Source organism: Agrobacterium sp. 5Ca50 (genome assembly GCF_055381905.1).
On record NZ_AP026438.1, the window covers coordinates 3115001 to 3130814 of the forward strand.

Sequence of the window (15814 nt, forward strand, 5' to 3'; positions counted from 1 at the left end):
TCGAAGACGACACCTATGTCGCCGAAGTTGCGCAGGCCCGCGCCAGCCTTGCAAAGGCTGAAGCCAGTGTTCCAAGTGCTCAGGCAAACCTGGCCCGCTATGAGCGTCTGGTCAACAGCGGTGCAACGCAGATTGAGTATGAAAATGCCAAGGTGACATTACTTCAGGCCGAAGCAGATGTTGCGCAGGCAAAAGCGGCGCTTCAGGCGGCTGATATCAATCTCAACCTGACGAAAATCCGCGCACCGTTCAACGGCATCACCACATCGACCAGTTTCAGCATCGGTAACGTTGTCACTGCTAACCAGTCCGCCGCGCTGACCACACTGCGCCGTATCGATCCGATCTACATTGACCTGATTGAATCCAGTGCCAATCTGCTACGTCTTCGCACGGCAGTTGCCGCAGGCTCAAAGGGACCGAACAATGCCGAGGCCGACCTCCACCTGACCCTGGAAAACGGTACGAAATATCCTCATGCCGGTAAGGTCGACATGTCGGATATGGCGGTGAGCGAAACCACCGGCACTTATTACATCCGCGCCCAGTTCGACAATCCGGATGACCTCATTCTGCCGGGCATGTACGTTCGCGCCACGCTGACGATCGGCAAGGAAAAAGGCTTCCTTATTCCGCAGCGTGCTGCCGACAGAAACCCGAGCGGCGAACTGACTGCAAAATTTGTCAGCGAAAAGGGTACCGTTGAAACGCGCACATTTGCTGAAAGCAGCCAGTCAGGCAATTCCTGGCTTGTAACCACAGGCGTCAAAGACGGTGACAAGCTGATTGTGGATGGTTTCCAGTGGATTGGCGACGGCGCACCGATTGCACCTGTTGAAGTAACAATTGACGACAAGGGACTGGTGGTAACCCAGCCAGCGGCTCCAGCAGTCGCTCCCGCAAACTGATAATCGCGACAATCGCCCGACGACCGTAACAACGAAGGCGCAGAAACACATATGGCCCACTTCTTCATCCGGCGCCCAATCTTTGCTTGGGTGATAGCGATTGTGATTATGCTTGGCGGCTTGCTGGCCATCAACACACTCTCTATCTCGCAATATCCAGATATCGCACCGACAACGGTTCGCATCAGCGCCAGCTACAATGGCGCGAGCGCGGAAACAGTACAGAAATCGGTGACGACCGTTATCGAAGACGGCATGACCGGCCTCGATGACCTCACTTACATGACGTCCTCATCTTCAACTGGTAGCTCGTCCGTTACGCTGACCTTTGGTAACAGCATCATGCCGGATATTGCTCAGGTTCAGGTGCAAAACAAGCTGCAGCTTGTTCAGACCCAGCTGCCGGATGTGGTACAGCAGGCCGGCATTGAAGTCAGCCGCTCTACGTCGAGCATCCTGATGGTCGGTGCGCTGATTTCGACCGATGGCAAACGTACATCGGTGGATTTGGGTGACATTTTCTCAACCCGCATCGAAGACCAGATCAAGCGTCTTGAAGGTGTTGGTAGCATCAACATCTTCGGTTCCGGTTACGCCATGCGCGTCTGGCTCGATCCGTTCAAGCTCAACAAATATCAGTTGACGACCAGCGATGTTACTACGGCTATTCAGAGCCAAAACACTCAGGTTTCCGTTGGTCAGCTTGGTGCACTGCCAGCCGTACAGGGTCAACAGCTGAACCTTACGATTACCGCGCAGAGCCAGCTGACAACCGTCGCGGACTTTGAATCGGTTATCCTCAAAGTCGAAAAGGACGGTGCAACCGTCCGCTTGAGCGATGTTGCCCGCATTGAAATTGGGGAAGAAAGCTACGGCGGCGATTCCCGCTCGAACGGCCGGCCATCCTCCGGTTTCGCGGTAAACCTTGCAACCGGTGCCAATGCTCTCGATACCGCCGCCCGAGTAAAGGCAGCGCTTGAGGTCGCCTCGGAGGGCCTACCTGAAGGTGTTGTCATTGAATACCCGTATGACACCACGCCATTCGTTCAACTTTCCATCGAGAAGGTTGTTCACACACTCATCGAAGCGATCATTCTCGTCTTCGTGGTTCTGTTGATCTTCCTGCAGAATTTGAGAGCAACGATCATTCCGATGATCGCGGTTCCCGTGGTTCTGCTGGGCACATTCGGCATTCTTGCGCTGGCGGGATATTCCATCAATACGCTGACGATGTTCGCGATGGTGCTTGCCATCGGCCTTCTGGTGGATGATGCGATCGTGGTGGTGGAAAACGTCGAACGTATCATGTCCGATGAGGGGCTTCCGCCTCTCGAGGCAACCGAAAAGTCGATGGGTGAAATTACCGGCGCGATCATTGGTATCGCCCTGGTTCTGACGGCCGTGTTCATTCCGATGGCCTTCTTCGGCGGCTCCACCGGCATTATCTATCGCCAGTTCTCGATCACCATTGTGTCGGCCATGCTTTTGTCTGCCGTCGTCGCAATCGTTCTGACACCAGCACTTTGCGCTACGATTCTGAAGCCTGTAGACCACCACAAAAAACAGCGCGGTCCCGGTGCATGGTTCAATCGAGGCTTTGGCAAAACAACTGATGGCTATGTTTCGAGCATCGGTTACCTGCTGAAGCGCCCTCTGCGCGTCATGGTGATGTTCGCCATCGTCATCGGTGGTTGCGCCTGGTTCTTCACCAAGTTGCCAAGTTCGTTCCTTCCTCAGGAAGACCAAGGCGTTCTGCTGACAATCGTTCAGCTGCCAACAGGGTCGACGATCGAGCGGACCAACGCGGTTGTAAAACAGGTTGAAACATATTTCCGCGAAAACGAAGCAGACAATGTCGATTCTGTATTCGGCGTTCTTGGTTTCAGCTTCACCGGTTCCGGCCAGAACAACGCGATAGTTTTCACCAAGCTGAAGGACTTCTCGCTTCGCAGCAAACCTGAACAGCACGCTGGAGCGATTGTTCAACGCGCCATGGGAACCTTCTTCACATACCGTGATGCTCAGGTCTTCCCACTGCTTCCGCCCGCTATTCAGGGCATGGGTACGTCGAGCGGTTTCTCAATGTATCTAGTCGACAGTGGTCGTAACGGTAATGACGCCTTGACAGCTGCATCGAAGGAACTGATCCAGATGACCGGGTCCAACCCGAACATCAGCTCGTTGCGCAGCAACAGCCGCGATAACGAATCGCAGATGAAGATCAACCTTGATCAGGAAAAGATGGGCGCCATGGGTGTCGATCTTGCCTCGGTCAACCTGATGCTCTCGACCATCTTTGCCGGTCGTGACGTCAATGACTTCACGCTGAATGGTGAACTGAAACCGGTATATGTTCAGGGTGACGCACAATACCGTATGCAACCGGACGACTTGAAGTTCTGGTACGCCCGTAACAGCAGCGGTGAAATGGTGCCATTCTCGTCCTTCTCGGAAGTATCCTGGGTAAGCGGCGCTCCAACCCTTGCACGCTTCAACGGCACGGGGGCGATCTCGCTTGAAGGTACAGCCGGACCAGGCATTGCCTCGGGTGTTGCCATGGATGAGATGGAAAAACTGACGGCAAGCCTCAACGGTGGTTACACCGTGGCCTGGCAGGGCATCTCCTATCAGGAGCGTCTGTCCGGTTCGCAGGCTCCTGCCCTCTATGCTCTCTCGGTCCTCATCGTCTTCCTTTGCCTTGCTGCACTTTATGAAAGCTGGTCCATTCCGTTCTCGGTCATCATGGCCGTTCCGGTTGGCGTGCTGGGTGCTCTGGCGGCAGCACACTTCTTTGGCCAGTCCAACGATGTGTACTTCAAGGTTGGCCTGCTAACGACCATCGGTCTGGCGGCAAAGAACGCGATCCTGATCGTGGAATTTGCCAAGGAACGAATGGAGCATGGGTTAAGCTTGCTTGATGCCACATTGGAAGCAGCACGCTTGCGTCTGCGCCCGATTATCATGACGTCACTGGCGTTTATTCTTGGCGTGGTACCGCTTGCAATCGCAACGGGTGCTGGCTCTGCAGCTCAGAACGCCATCGGTATCGGCGTTCTCGGCGGCATGCTTGCAGCGACGGTTCTGGGCGTATTCTTCGTACCGTCGTTCTTCGTAATCATCAGAAAGATATCAAAACGGTCACACTGACAGAAAAAACGTTGTGCCTGCACTTCTCTGATTGTTAAAAAATATACGAATCGTAGCAAACCTTATGCTACGATTCACCATAAATGCTGATCGGGGCCAGTATTCGGGGCAGCCGTGAGATCTCGAAACTTTTAGGGTATTATGATGCTATCCATTCGGACTTCCATTCCACTGGCCCTGCTGCTGCTTTCCGGCTGCGTTGTGGGACCAGACCACAAGGCACCAGAAATTCAATTGCCAACAAAATTTGCTGAGGGCGGCAAGACGAGCAATGGCGATGTTTCAACAGTTGCCTGGTGGAATGCTTTCAACGACAGCCGTCTTAATGGGTACGTCACCACCGGCTTGGCGCAGAACCTGACAGTGCTTCAGGCACTGGAGCGCATCAATCAGGCTGAAGCCAGCGTGGTTGTTGCCGGCGCGGGTGCACTGCCAAGCCTCACGACCCAGGGCCAGCACACAACCAGCGGCCGCAAGGGCAGCCTGCCAACGGCAGACAGCAGTGTCACCAATACATCGGCTGGATCGCTAAACGTGTCCTGGCTGCTGGATCTGTTTGGTCAGTATCGCCGTTCCAAGGAAGCCGCCAATGCAAACCTCGACGCCGCTTACGCAAGCGCCGATGTTGCAAAGCTTTCGCTGCTGTCTTCGCTCGTTTCGGCCTATATCGATGCGCGCTACTATCAGGAGCGTCTGGCAATTGCCCGTCAGAACCTGACATCGCGTCGTGAAACACTCGACCTGACCAAACTACAGCTTGAAGCCGGTGCAGCTTCCCGTCTGGACGTTGTACAGTCCGAAGGTCTGGTAAACTCGACACTCGCAGAAATTCCGAACCTTGAAACCAACTTCCGTCGTGCAGCCCACCGCGTTGCAACGCTGCTTGGCATGCCTGCATCGTCGCTGGTTGTGGAACTGCAGCGCGGCGCACGCCAGCCTGTTGCCCGCTCCATTCCAAAGACCGGCATTCCAGCCGACCTGATCCGCAACCGTCCTGACGTCCGTGCAGCAGAACGCACACTGGCAGCAGCGGTCGCTCAGATCGGCGTTGCCGAAGCGCAGCTGTACCCAAGCATCGAGCTTGGCGGCACCATCACACCAAGCTACTCGCGCATCAGCGGTGGCAGCCGTGGTTCGTCCAACTCCTGGTCTTTCGGTCCGTCGCTCGTTCTGCCAATTCTTGACGGTGGCCGCCTGCGCGCCAACGTTGACATTGCCAACTCTTCCGCACGCGAACAGTACCTTGTCTGGAAACAGACGGTCCTTACCGCCGTTGAAGAAGTTGAAAACGCACTTGCAGCCATCAACCGTGACCAGCGCACGGCCAGTGCTCTGCGTGCAACGGTCAACTCTTACAACGAAGCGCTTTCGCTCTCGACAGCCAGCTACCGTGACGGCGCATCTTCGCTGCTCGACGTGCTGGACGCACAGCGTTCCGTTTCGACAGCCCAGGCAAGCCTTGCTCAGGCTGTACAGCAGACAGCGCAGGACTACGTCGCCCTCAGTGTTGCTATCGGTGGCGGTTACGCCATTGGCGCGACACCTGCCAAGCCAGCCATGTAAGCTGCCTGCCAGCGCATCCCAAAACAAAAGCCCGCAACACATGTTGCGGGCTTTTTTGTTAGCGAGACAATAAAAAACCTCCGGTTTTGGCCGGAGGTTTTTGCTGTCAACTCGGTTCGAGCTGATTAGTTCTTGGCACGCTCAACGTAGGAATTGTCTTCGGTTGCGATAACAACGCGAACACCAGCGTCAACATGCGGCGGTACCATTGTACGGATGCCGTTGGACAGGATAGCAGGCTTGTAGGACGAAGACGCTGTCTGGCCCTTAACGACTGGCTCGGTCTCAACGATCTCAAGCGTCACGTGGCGTGGCAGTTCGAGAGCCAGCGGGTTGCCTTCATAGATCGACAGAACGCAGGTCATGCCTTCCTGAAGATAGGCCTTCTGGTCACCCATGGTCTCGACGTCTACGACAACCTGGTCGTAGTTTTCAGGATTCATGAAGTGGAAGCCTTCGCCGTCTTCGTAAAGATACTGGAAGTTCAGGTCTTCAACAAATGCGCGCTCAACCTGCTCGGTCGTGCGCCAGCGCTCGGAAACCTTCACGCCATCAACGATGCGGCGCATATCCACCTGTGTAACAGGCGTGCCCTTGCCTGGGTGGAAGTTCTGGGCGGTGAGAACGACGTAAAGCTTGCCCTCGACTTCGAGAACATTGCCCTTACGGACAGATGAGGCGATAACCTTGACCATATGACTTCCTTGTAACTCAGTAAAATGCGTCGTAAAGGACAGCGCGGCTGCGCCTGCCGGTAGACGTTTAATCTGTTTTCCGGGCGCAAGTACCTTAAATTCACGCAAATAGCCAGCCTTCAACTGTATCGACCAAAAAGAAAGCCAGCCATGAACCCGTCAGCCAAGACATCTTCCCCATGGTGGACGCCTGATGTGCATGCCGACCGCAGGCCATTTCTTTTGGGGCGCAATGCGATACAGTCAAATCTCAGAGCCTATTTCGCCAAAAACGACTTCCTTGAGGTTGATACACCGTCACTGCAAGTGTCTCCGGGCAATGAGGCCCATTTGCATGCTTTTGCAACGCAGGGCATAACGACGGCCGGTGAACATTTTCCGCTTTACCTGCACACGTCTCCGGAATTTGCTTGCAAGAAGCTGCTGGCAGCCGGCGAACAACGCATTTCCTGTTTCGCACATGTCTATCGCAACAGGGAACGAGGCCCGTTGCACCATCCGGAATTCACCATGCTGGAATGGTACCGCGCCAACACCGGCTATGAAACGCTGATGACCGATTGCGCAGACATTCTTGCCCTTGCTGCCGAAACCACCAAGACCACACATTTCACCTACAATGGTCGTAGTGTCGATCCATTTCTGGAGCCGGAAAGAATAAGTGTCGCTGAAGCGTTCGAGCGTTATGCGGGCGTCGACCTTCTGGCCAGCATTGATAAAAATGGCGAGACAGATCGCGACCATCTGAAAGCCGCACTGACAAATGCCGGCATCCGCACATCATTTGACGACACCTGGGCAGACCTGTTCAGCCGCGTCATCGTCGAACGTATCGAACCGGAACTTGGTTATGGCCGCGTGACAATTCTCGATGAATACCCGTCGAGCGAGGCCGCACTCGCCCGCCGGACAGCGAAGGATGGCCGCGTCTCCGAACGTTTTGAGCTTTATGCCTGCGGTGTGGAACTGGCAAATGCCTTCGGAGAACTGACCGATAGCAAAGAACAGCGCATCCGTTTCGAGCAGGAAATGATTGAGAAACAACGTGTCTATGGCGAGACATATCCGCTGGATGAAGACCTTTTGGCAGCGCTGGAATTGATGCCAGCCGCCAGCGGCATCGCACTTGGATTTGACCGTCTTGTCATGCTGGCAACCGGCGCTCCGCGTATCGATCTCGTCATGTGGGCACCAGTCGCGGAATACGGGAGATGACAACGATTACCCGCAGCCTCAAATCGGTAAAGGCCTTAAACGAGGCCGGGTTGATCGACGCACCGGCGTCTGATCGCCTGACGCCGGTTGGAGAGCGTTATGCGGTGGCCATCACCCCTGATATCGCAGCCCTGATACAACAGGAAAATGGTGATGGACCGATAACCCGTCAGTTCGTACCGGACCTAGCCGAACTGACCATCACCAATACTGAACGCGAAGATCCGATTGGTGATGAGGCGCACAGCCCAGTTCCGGGCATCGTGCATCGATATCCTGACCGTGTGTTGCTGAAGGCCGTTCATATCTGCCCGGTGTACTGTCGCTTCTGTTTTCGCCGTGAAATGGTCGGGCCTGATGGCAACGGCACATTGAACCGCGAAGAGCTGGACACGGCCATCGCCTATATCAGGGACAACCCGACGATCTGGGAAGTCATCCTGACCGGCGGTGATCCCCTGGTGTTATCGCCTCGCCGGCTGAGCGAAATCATGTTGGCGCTGAAAGCGATCGACCATGTTAAAATCGTTCGTTTCCACACGCGCGTCCCTGTCGTCGAGCCGCAACGAATTGATGACGCTCTTGTCGATGCACTGAAAGCCAGTGGCAAGACCACCTATGTGGCACTACATGCCAATCATGTCGACGAACTGACCCCACAAGCACGCGCTGCCTGCAACAGGTTGGTTGATGCGGGTGTTGTGATGATCAGCCAGACCGTTCTCCTGAAGGGCATTAATGATGATGCCACCATCCTGGCAGATTTGATGCGCGCTTTCGTCGAAACTCGAATCAAACCTTACTATCTGCATCACCCCGATCTTGCGCCAGGTACATCACATTTTCGTCTGAGCATCGAGGAAGGTCAGAAAATAGTCGCGCAATTGCGTGGCAATATCTCCGGCCTCTGCCAACCGACATATATTCTGGATATTCCTGGCGGCTACGGCAAAGCGCCAGTGGGCGAATCGGTGATCCGCCAGACGGGCGATGGCTGTTATTCGGTGTCCGACTTTACCGGAAAGAGCCACAAATATCCTCCGGCATAAGTTTTTTTGTGCAATTGATCCCGATCATATTTTCCTGATCCGGCCGCGTGTATTTTTTCACAATCGCCGGAACTAATCGGTATGCCCGACGTTTCAACGCGGATGTTCACCAAAAGCAGATTTGTGCTGCCCGGGTGGAGGCCTGATGGAAACCGCACGAAAACAAAATTTCACAATTCCGCCCGAAATCTGTCATCATAAAGAAAAATATTCTGCGCATAATCATTTACGTTGATTTTGATTTAGAATTCGGCTACGAAGCAACTCGTTGGGGCTTAGACTCCGGTTTTAATGCAACACGCGAACAAAGGAGAGTGACATGTTTAAACTAACATTCAATGCCGCCACCCTTGGTCGTATTGTGCTTAAACACGAGCGCACAATTTCGTGCTCCTGCTTCTGTCGAATGTGACCTGAACACCGTTCAATTCATTTCAAAATTTATTCGACAAAGCCACAGCAATCGAGCTGTAGCGGGAGTAGGCATATGCAAAAGCAAGTTATAGAATTCGCCGGTGAACCAGTCGGCATCGTCATTCCGGATAATGATCGTTTCAAGTTCATTGCGGTGAAGTTCCACGTTCACGATCTCGATGAGCAGCGGTTCGATACGCCAGATGATGTGAAACTGGCCATTCGCAATCTCGTTCACAATCGCAATATCGCCGCTGTCGCGTGAAATCTCACGCAGCACCGGATGTGCCATACCTAAACGCTGAACGATATTTCACGACAGATAAAGCGCGAAGCCTAGTATTCCATACCGCTCCGCGCTTTTTATATGTCAGAAACCACTAAGACAAATCCGGCACGAATTCCTGTGCTTAAAGTCTGATGTCGAAAAAGCGACATCACCACCCTCTCACGACAAGAGAGTGATTTCGACAAAGCTCGGAAGCTCACAAAATTCAGAATGCCGTAAATGTCAGCGTCGTCAGTGAACGCACGATGCCCGGGATGCAGACGATATTATCGTTGATGAATTTCCCGGTATCCTGATCTTCCTTCAGGTAGATCTTCAGCAGCAGATCATATTCACCACTGGTCGAATAAAGCTCGGACACCAGCTCCGTTTTGTAGATTGCATCCGCGACCTCGTAGGTCTTGCCCGGTGTGCATTGCAATTGAACGAAGATTGGCTTCATTGGTCGATACCCTGATATGCGCTTTCGATGAGGTGGCACACCTCTTTTCAACAACACTATTGGCTGAGGCGTGCCTGTGTTGCAAGTCCATTGGCCATTTTGTGCCCTCTAGCAAAGACCATTGTCTTGCTGCCCTCGCACAAACCCGGGCAGATCGGCATTATTCCCTAAGGGAATGATCTGTTGACGATATGTCGATATCCAACAGCCTTCACACTCGCTAAGCTCGAAGCATAATCAGTCCCGGTCAACGGGAGAAACCCACTTCCGGATGGCGAACATGTACAACGATCCACGCTCCCACGGCCTGTGGGAAATGACAGCTCCCCCACCGCCTGAAACATCGCCGCTTCAAGGCAATGCCACGGTAGATGTCGTCATTGTTGGTGGCGGTTATACCGGCCTTTCTGCTGCCTTGCATTTGGCGGAACGCGGCACGCGGGTAACCCTGCTCGAGGCAAAGCAGTTTGGCTTTGGCGGCGCTGGCCGAAATGTCGGCCTGATCAATGGTGGCATGTGGACCATGCCGAAAGAATTGCCCGCAGTGCTTGGTCCTGTTTATGGCGAACGCTTGCTGGATTTGCTGGGCGGTGCGCCGCTGGTTGTGCGCGAGCTCATTCAAAAATACGCCATCGATTGCCAATTGCAGACGAACGGTACGCTGCATTGCGCTGTCGGCAAGTCAGGCCTTGAGGAAATTGAGGAGCGCTGCCGCCAATGGAGCGCACGCGGCGCGCCGGTGAAAATTCTTGATGCGGAAGAGACCGCCAGACGTGTTGGCACCCGCGCATATGCTGGCGCTCTTCACGACAGCAGGGCCGGAACCTTACAGCCACTTGCCTATGCACGCGGCCTTGCCCGCGCCGCACAAAATGCAGGCGCCCAGCTACACACTGAAAGCCCGGTCTTATCGACAGAACGGCAGGCTGGAAACTGGATCGTCAAAACTGCAAAAGGCTCCGTCACGGCACAATGGATTATTGTTGCATCGGAAGCCTATAGCACCGGCCCCTGGGAAGTCGTTCGCCAGGAACAGGTCTATCTTCCCTACTTCAATTTCGCGACGAAACCGCTGAACAAAGCCGTCCTCAACACCATTTTGCCGGGCAAGGAAGGGTGCTGGGACACACGTGAAATCCTGTCATCTTTCCGGCTGGACAAGGAAGGCCGACTGGTTTTCGGCAGCGTCGGCGCATTGCGCAACACGGGTCTTGCCGTTCACCGGGCTTGGGCAATCCGCTCATTACAAAAACTCTTCCCGCAAATCGGCAAAGTAGAATTTGACGCCGAATGGTACGGCAAGATCGGCATGACGGATAACGCCCTGCCACGTTTCCACAAATTCGCACCCAATGTCGTCGGCTTCTCTGGCTACAACGGTCGCGGCATCGCGCCAGGCACAATCTTCGGCAAAACAATAGCAAACCATGTCAGCGGTGATATCACCGAAGACGACATGCCCTTGCCTCTGACCGAAGCGAAAGAGCAGAAACTGCGCAGCATCAAAGAACTTTACTACGAAGCGGGCGCACAGATTGCCCATATTGCCGGGGCACGTTTCTAGCACCCGTAAATTATACCGTTGCCTGAAAAGGCTTCTCTGACCGGATCCGCGTGCTCGACCGCCGCAGGTCCGGTTTTTATTCGTCACAGATACGGACAAGACTTGCTGACATCAGCATACGACGTCGACGCAAGTCGATGTATTCTTGAAAACACATCCATTCTCGGTTAAGCCAAACCGTCATATACAACAAAACATATCGACTGACCAAAAGGAACCGCCATGAAATTTCTCAGACGCCACATGTTCAGAATAATCGCGGCTTCCGTTGCAGCCGTATTCCTGTCCACAGCCATGCTTTCCGGCACAGCCGCTGCTGAAGAAAAAGTAACGGTTTTTGCCGCTGCCAGCATGAAGAATGCGCTGGATGCGATCAACGCAGACTGGGCCAAGGAAACCAGGAAGGGAACCACTGTTTCCTATGCAGCGAGCTCTGCATTGGCCAAGCAGATTGAAGCTGGCGCACCTGCCGACATCTTCATCTCCGCCGACCTGGCATGGATGGACTATGTCGCTGAAAAGAAGCTGATCAAGGAGGACACCCGCTCCAACCTTCTGGGCAACCGCATCGTTCTGGTAGCTCCAGCTGACAAGGCAAAGGACGTTGAAATCAAGGAAGGTTTCGACTTGGCTGGTCTGCTGGGTGATGGCCGCCTGGCGATGGGTGCAGTTGATTCCGTTCCAGCTGGCAAATACGGCAAGGCCGCTTTGGAAAAGCTCGGCGTATGGTCATCGGTTGAAGCCAAGGTTGCCGGCGCAGAAAGCGTTCGCGCAGCGCTGCTGCTGGTATCGCGCGGTGAAGCTCCTTACGGCATCGTCTACCAGACGGATGCCGCTGCTGACACAGGCGTAAAGATTGTCGGCACGTTCCCTGAAGATACCCACCCAGCTATCATCTATCCGGTTGCAGTCCTGTCTTCCTCGAAGACACCGGCAGCTGAAGCCTACCTCGAATACCTGAAGTCGGACAAAGCTGCACCGATCTTCGAAAAGGAAGGCTTTACAATCGTAAAGTAATCCTCATCCACTCGGATGAAAAGACATACACGCCCCGGTCATGGCCGGGGCGTTCGCTGACAAGAATAAAGGAAACCCGCATTGGACTGGCTAACACTTGGCCCTGACGAATGGATCGCAATTCGCCTCAGCTTATGGGTTTCCAGCATCGCGATGCTGGTCAGCCTGCCCTTTGGCATCATCACCGCACTGGCCTTGGCGCGCGGCCGTTTCTGGGGAAAATCCCTGCTCAACGGCATCGTGCATCTGCCTCTGATCCTGCCACCGGTCGTGACAGGTTTCATCCTGCTGGTTCTGTTTGGCAGACGCGGTTTCATCGGCTCCTATCTTGATGAATATTTCGGCATCGTTTTTTCCTTCCGCTGGACGGGCGCAGCGCTTGCCTGCGGTATCATGGGCTTTCCGCTTATGGTCCGCTCGATCCGCCTTTCGATCGAATCCGTTGATCGAAAGCTGGAGGAGGCAGCCGGAACCTTGGGTGCAAGCCCGTTATGGGTGTTCCTCACCGTTACCTTGCCGCTGACATTGCCCGGCATTATCGCCGGCATGATTCTGGCCTTTGCCAAGGCCATGGGTGAGTTCGGCGCCACCATTACATTCGTGTCGAATATTCCTGGCGAAACACAGACATTGTCGGCCGCCATTTATACATTCACGCAGGTTCCGGGCGGAGACCTCGGCGCGCTAAGGTTGACGATCGTCGCCATTGTCATTTCCATGCTGGCACTTCTTGCCTCGGAATTCATGGCGCGCTTCGTCGGAAAACGGGTGAACGCAGAATGACCCTTACCGTCAGCATCAATCACCGTTTTCAGTCTTTTCATCTGGACGCATCCTTTGTGTCCGAGCGTGGGGTGACAGCACTTTTCGGCCGTTCAGGATCGGGCAAAACCTCGATGATCCGTATCATTGCCGGATTGACGAAACCCGATAACGGCAAGGTCGTTCTTGATGACACGACGCTGGCGGATTCCGACAGACGCCTTTTTGTGCCGGGTTACAAACGCCGCTTTGGATATGTGTTTCAGGAAGCACGGCTTTTCCCGCACATGACCGTGCAGCAAAATCTGGACTATGGCCGCTGGTTTACACCAAAGGCCAACCAGCAGACCAATGATGCCCGCATCATTGAAATGCTTGGCATCGGCGCGCTGTTGTCGCGATATCCGGACAAATTGTCAGGCGGCGAAAAACAACGTGTCGCCATTGGCAGAGCACTGTTGTCTTCACCACGAATGTTATTAATGGATGAACCGCTTGCGGCGCTCGATGAAGCCCGAAAGTTGGAAATCCTGCCCTATCTGGAACTTCTGCGCGACGAAATGCGCTTGCCGATCGTTTATGTCAGCCACTCGGTTGCCGAGGTCGCCCGTCTGGCCGACAAGGTCATCGTGATGAAGGACGGCAAGGTGGAAGCGGCAGGTCCCGCCAGCGAAGTTCTTGGTGAATCCGCCTTTTCCAACCAACTCGAACGCCGTGAAATGGGCAGCATTCTCTCCGGCAAGATCGAAGCGGTTGACGATAAATATGGACTGCTGACCGTTCACCTCAAACAGAAAAGCCTCACCATACCTGCCAAGGCAGGCGAAATCGGCAAAACCGTGCGTGTGCACATTCCTGCCCGCGACGTCATGCTGGCAACCGAAAATCCCAATGGTTTGAGTGCATTGAACATTCTGCAGGGCACCATCAAGGACATATCCGACGTCACCGATGGCATGGTCACCGTCAGCGTCAATTGTGGTGGCGATACCATCCTGTCACGGATTACCGTCCTGTCTCAGGAAAGGCTGGGGCTTGAACCGGGCAAGCCGGTTTTTGCAATCGTCAAGTCGGCAGCACTCGACCGCTACTGACCGGCATCAGATGATTGGTTGCGGTTTTTCTCCAGCCAGTCCAACTCTGGTTTGACAGCCTTTTCAAGCTTCTCCTGCATATTACGGTAGGTGTGAAGCAGTTCATTACCAAACTCCGTCAGGGCAGCACCACCGCCCTGCTTGCCGCCACGCTGGGATTCGACAACCGGCCTGCTGAACATGCTGTTCAAGGCATCCACCAGCAGCCAGGCCCTTCGGTAGGACATATCCATCGCGCGTCCTGCGGCAGAGATGGATCCTGTCGAGGCAATCAGCTCCAGCAGACGGATCTTGCCATGACCCAGCCTGCTATCTGGCGGAAAATCGATCCGCAACACCAGTCGCAAGACATCATCACTGTTTTCCATCAACCATCTCGACACATTCAGCAGGACTATGGTCGCTGTTATTTCATGCCTTATTCGGAAAGAACAGAGAGAGCTTCATCCGCAATCGTCTGTTCCTCGTCGGTTGGGATAACATAGACCGCGACCCGGCTGGCCTCACTGCTGATCAGCCTGCGATTTTCATTATTGGCGACATCATCGATCTCAACACCCAGCCACATCATCCTCTCGGCTATGCTTTTGCGCATCAACGGCTGATGTTCACCAATACCAGCCGTAAAAACAAATGCATCCAGACCCCCAAGTGTCGCCGCAAGCCGTGCAGCCTCGCCGGCAATCCGGAAAGAAAACAGATCAAGCGCAAGTCTGGCGTCGGGATTTTCACTCTTTAGCAAATCACGAATGTCAGCACTGACGCCGGAAACGCCAAGCAGGCCGGACCTGTGATAAAGCAACTCCTGCAGATCGACAGGCTTCATGCCCTTTTCAGTAAGGAGATGCAAAAGAACCCCGGCATCAAGCGCTCCGCACCGGGTTGCCATCGGGATGCCATCCAGTGTCGAAAAGCCCATGCTGGTGTCACGGCTAATGCCTTGCTCCAGTGCGCACAGACTTGCCCCGCTTCCCAGATGCGCGGCAACAACCTTGCCGGAGCCAAGCTCAGGTGCGATGCGCTTCAAGGCACTGGCAATGAATTTATAGGACAGCCCATGAAAACCGTAGCGCCTTACGCCTTCATCATGCAGGGCAGAAGGTAGCGCAAAACGTTGCGCCAACGGATGCTGGCTTCTGTGAAACGCGGTGTCGAATGAAACCGTCTGCGGCATATCAGGGAAAAGATGACTGATCGCCCGGATCAACCGCAGACTTTGTGGCTGATGCAAAGGTGCAAGAGGTGTCAGCTCTTCAATACCGACACGTGTTTCGTGGCTTAGAACAACAGGGCCTTCGAACCTGTCGCCACCATGCACCACCCTGTGCCCCACCGCATAAACATCATCCAGGTTGAAATGTTTGGCGAGCCAGCCAAAGGTTTCTTCCAGCACGTCATGCAGGACATCCTGCCCATCCGAGGTCAATGGCACTTCAAAATCTTCCGGACCTTCCATCAAATGGAAAACCAAGGGACGCTCCCGAAAATCAATGATGCCTTTGCCAACACGAGTGGCCTTATCCGCCTCGACCGCAAAAAGACCAATCTTCACGGTCGATGAACCGGCATTGAAGGTAAGAAGCATCTTGCTCGTCATGACTGACCTCCCGTTGCATGTACCCGACAATCTCACCAAGCGCGCACGCTTTTGTCAT

Annotated in this window: 14 protein-coding genes (1 of these 14 only partly in view); 10 read left to right on the top strand and 4 right to left on the bottom strand. The window is 54.3% G+C overall.

Annotated features, from left to right (window positions below; genetic code table 11):
* From ACZ5FM_RS15105 to ACZ5FM_RS15115, 3 genes are all read left to right on the top strand, one after another.
* Nucleotides 1-908 carry the 3' portion of an efflux RND transporter periplasmic adaptor subunit gene (locus ACZ5FM_RS15105; RefSeq protein ID WP_464039126.1) on the top strand. 286 nt of this gene lie to the left of the window's left edge, so 908 of the gene's 1194 nt are visible here — the last part of the coding sequence; its start codon lies beyond the left edge, outside the window; it ends in the stop codon at nt 906-908.
* A 51-nt stretch (nt 909-959) separates the two neighbouring features.
* Nucleotides 960-4055 (top strand): efflux RND transporter permease subunit, encoded by a 3096-nt coding sequence (locus ACZ5FM_RS15110; RefSeq protein ID WP_259149613.1) that lies wholly within the window; start codon nt 960-962, stop codon nt 4053-4055.
* Between the two features lie 144 nt (nt 4056-4199).
* Entirely contained in the window at nt 4200-5618 is a 1419-nt protein-coding gene (locus ACZ5FM_RS15115; protein ID WP_250984339.1) for an efflux transporter outer membrane subunit, read from the top strand.
* Nucleotides 5619-5743: 125 nt separating this feature from the next.
* On the opposite strand, the gene efp is transcribed toward ACZ5FM_RS15115, so the two are convergent.
* Nucleotides 5744-6313 carry an elongation factor P gene (efp, locus tag ACZ5FM_RS15120; protein WP_192490341.1) on the bottom strand — a complete coding sequence of 190 codons (570 nt, stop codon included), beginning with the start codon at nt 6311-6313 and terminating at the stop codon, nt 5744-5746.
* A 150-nt stretch (nt 6314-6463) separates the two neighbouring features.
* Between efp and epmA the strand changes: the two genes are divergently transcribed.
* From epmA to ACZ5FM_RS15135, 3 genes are all read left to right on the top strand, one after another.
* Nucleotides 6464-7528 (top strand): EF-P lysine aminoacylase EpmA, encoded by a 1065-nt coding sequence (gene epmA, locus ACZ5FM_RS15125; RefSeq protein WP_464039127.1) that lies wholly within the window; start codon nt 6464-6466, stop codon nt 7526-7528.
* Nucleotides 7525-8577 carry a lysine-2,3-aminomutase-like protein gene (locus ACZ5FM_RS15130; RefSeq protein WP_464039128.1) on the top strand — a complete coding sequence of 351 codons (1053 nt, stop codon included), beginning with the start codon at nt 7525-7527 and terminating at the stop codon, nt 8575-8577. The genes epmA and ACZ5FM_RS15130 overlap by 4 nt, the downstream gene beginning before the upstream one ends.
* A gap of 487 nt (nt 8578-9064) precedes the next feature.
* Nucleotides 9065-9256, top strand: a complete 192-nt coding sequence (locus tag ACZ5FM_RS15135) for a hypothetical protein (RefSeq protein ID WP_192490344.1) — start codon at nt 9065-9067, stop codon at nt 9254-9256.
* A gap of 229 nt (nt 9257-9485) precedes the next feature.
* On the opposite strand, the gene ACZ5FM_RS15140 is transcribed toward ACZ5FM_RS15135, so the two are convergent.
* On the bottom strand, nt 9486-9722 hold the full coding sequence (locus ACZ5FM_RS15140; RefSeq protein WP_192490345.1) for an Lrp/AsnC ligand binding domain-containing protein: 237 nt from the start codon (nt 9720-9722) through the stop codon (nt 9486-9488).
* A 280-nt stretch (nt 9723-10002) separates the two neighbouring features.
* On the opposite strand from ACZ5FM_RS15140, the gene ACZ5FM_RS15145 reads away from it, so the two are divergent.
* The 4 genes from ACZ5FM_RS15145 to modC all read left to right on the top strand — a co-directional run bounded on the left by ACZ5FM_RS15145 (nt 10003) and on the right by modC (nt 14159).
* Nucleotides 10003-11286, top strand: coding sequence for an NAD(P)/FAD-dependent oxidoreductase (locus ACZ5FM_RS15145; protein WP_464039129.1), 1284 nt, complete (start codon nt 10003-10005; stop codon nt 11284-11286).
* 243 nt (nt 11287-11529) lie between these two features.
* Nucleotides 11530-12303, top strand: coding sequence for a molybdate ABC transporter substrate-binding protein (gene modA / locus ACZ5FM_RS15150; protein WP_464040479.1), 774 nt, complete (start codon nt 11530-11532; stop codon nt 12301-12303).
* Nucleotides 12304-12384: 81 nt separating this feature from the next.
* Nucleotides 12385-13086 carry a molybdate ABC transporter permease subunit gene (modB, locus tag ACZ5FM_RS15155; protein ID WP_259149608.1) on the top strand — a complete coding sequence of 234 codons (702 nt, stop codon included), beginning with the start codon at nt 12385-12387 and terminating at the stop codon, nt 13084-13086.
* Entirely contained in the window at nt 13083-14159 is a 1077-nt protein-coding gene (modC, locus tag ACZ5FM_RS15160) for a molybdenum ABC transporter ATP-binding protein (RefSeq protein ID WP_464039130.1), read from the top strand. The genes modB and modC overlap by 4 nt, the downstream gene beginning before the upstream one ends.
* Here the strand turns inward: modC and ACZ5FM_RS15165 are convergent.
* Both ACZ5FM_RS15165 and ACZ5FM_RS15170 read right to left on the bottom strand, forming a co-directional pair.
* Nucleotides 14153-14527: a winged helix-turn-helix domain-containing protein gene (locus ACZ5FM_RS15165; RefSeq protein WP_464039131.1), complete on the bottom strand. Its 375-nt coding sequence runs from the start codon at nt 14525-14527 to the stop codon at nt 14153-14155. The genes modC and ACZ5FM_RS15165 overlap by 7 nt on opposite strands.
* 50 nt (nt 14528-14577) lie before the next feature.
* The gene (locus tag ACZ5FM_RS15170; protein WP_464039132.1) at nt 14578-15756 is read right to left on the bottom strand and encodes an acetate/propionate family kinase; all 1179 of its coding nucleotides are present in this window, start codon (nt 15754-15756) and stop codon (nt 14578-14580) included.
* Between the last annotated feature and the right edge of the window lie 58 nt (nt 15757-15814).